The organism is Ruegeria sp. AP12, from assembly GCF_056540025.1.
The window spans coordinates 1-1,877 of record NZ_JBQFVZ010000035.1 but is presented as its reverse complement, the minus strand read 5'-3'; the positions used below and the strand labels follow the sequence as shown (position 1 = coordinate 1,877).

Annotated in this window: 2 protein-coding genes; both read left to right on the top strand. The window is 54.8% G+C overall.

The annotated features are described in order from the left end of the window. The coding region (locus ACR0E6_RS20920) for a winged helix-turn-helix domain-containing protein (RefSeq protein WP_480586904.1) at window positions 1-274 on the top strand (274 nt) is incomplete at its 5' end. A 231-nt stretch (window positions 275-505) separates the two neighbouring features. Further along, window positions 506-1,632, top strand: a protein-coding gene (locus tag ACR0E6_RS20915) for an IS3 family transposase (RefSeq protein WP_480586902.1) whose coding sequence is annotated in 2 segments (ribosomal slippage) — window positions 506-770 and window positions 770-1,632 — 1,128 coding nt in all. Because the reading frame shifts where the segments join, the coding sequence is not laid out codon by codon here. The last annotated feature ends 245 nt before the right edge of the window (window positions 1,633-1,877 follow it).

The window sequence follows — 1,877 nt, the reverse complement described above, 5'->3', positions numbered from 1 at the left end:
CAAGGACGCCGCAAAACTTCTGGCCTCTGACGGGACCGAAATTCAATTGACTGCGATGGAGTACCGTCTTCTCAAGGTTTTCTCTGACAACAAGGGGCGTGTCCTGAACCGTGACCAGTTGCTGGAACATGCCCATGACAGGTCATGGGACCCGTTCGACCGCAGCATTGACATCCGAATCTCAAGACTGCGCCGAAAGCTTGAAGCCAATCCCGAAAAGCCGGAAATCATCCGCACCGTGCGCGGGATTGGCTATGTGTATGATCCGAAGTAAGCCCGTCGCCATCGTTGTTTGATCGTCATGGCGACGTCGCCCATGCACGTCTGTCAGCCCGTAAGGGTCGCGCATGTCACCGCTCCGTTTTAAGGGCCGTGAATGACGCAGCGAAGCGAAGTACGATGCATCGTGACTCTAGAACCTGAACGTGGCCGCCACCGAATGTAGATTATGAGCCTCCCCAACTGAACTGGTCCACCGTTATGTTTAGGAAACGGAGGACCACGAATGGCAAACAAGAGACCGAAGCCCGAAGAGATTGTCTCGAAGTTACGGCAGGTTGAAGTTTTGATGGGGCAAGGCATGTCCCGACTTGATGCGATCAGGCAGATCGGCGTTGTTGAGCAAACCTATTACCGCTGGCGGAAGAAGTACGGTGGAATGGGTGTTGATCAATTGAAGGAACTGAAACGGCTTCAGAAAGAGAACGAGCGGCTGAGACGCGCGGTGTCTGATCTGACTCTGGACAAGCTGATCCTGACGGAAGCCGCAAAGGGAAACTTTTGAGCCCCGCTCGTCGTCGTGCCTGCATCGATCATGTCCGTAACCAGCTGAACGTTTCCGAGAGACGCGCCTGTCGCGTGCTGGGGCAACACCGGTCCACGCAGCGGCGGGTCCCACAAGGTCGCGCAGACGAAGACCGACTGGTCGCCGACATGATCGAGTTGGCTCGACAGTACGGCCGATTTGGCTATCGCAGGATCGCTGCGCTGCTGAGAGAGGCCGGATGGTCTGTCAGCGATGGGCGAATTGAACGGCTTTGGCGACGAGAGGGGCTGAAAGTACCAGTGAAACAACCGAAGAAAGGACGGCTCTGGCTGAACGATGGCTCGTGTGTTCGGCTGAGGCCGGAGTATCGCAATCATGTATGGAGCTATGACTTCGTTCATTGTCGAACTGACGATGGCAAAGCTTTTCGGACGCTGAACATCCTTGATGAGCACAGCCGGGAGTGCCTAGCGATTAGAGTGAAGCGCAAGCTGAACTCGGTCGATGTGATCGATGCCCTGACGGATCTGTTCATACTGCGGGGTGCACCCCGCTTCATACGTTCAGACAATGGGCCAGAATTCATCGCCCAGGCCGTCCGAGACTGGATCACCGCAGTTGGCGCCCAGACGGCTTACATTGAACCTGGGAGCCCGTGGGAGAACGGATACTGTGAAAGTTTCAATGGCAGGTTCAGGGATGAGCTACTCAACGGTGAAGTCTTCTACAGCCTACGCGAAGCTCAAATTCTGATCGAACAATGGAGGAGACACTACAACACAAAGCGGCCCCACAGTGCATTGGGCTATCGCCCGCCAGCACCTGAAACCATCATCCCAATGGATTACAGGCCGACGATGCACTAACAATCAATTTGGACCAGTCAGATGAGGCTGCTCATTCCGGCGCCCCCAAAAAGGCAGAAATGACAGATCAGTTCGTGTGCTTAATAGCTCAGAATACACCAACAGTTTCTACATTCCCCGCCGGCGCACTCACATTCGGAAAGAAAATCCCGGTCGCATTCGGGCGGAAGGTGGCCTAATTGAACACTTGGGGCGGCTCAACGACGGGACAGGTCCAAAGCACATATCTATTTGGCAAAAATCAG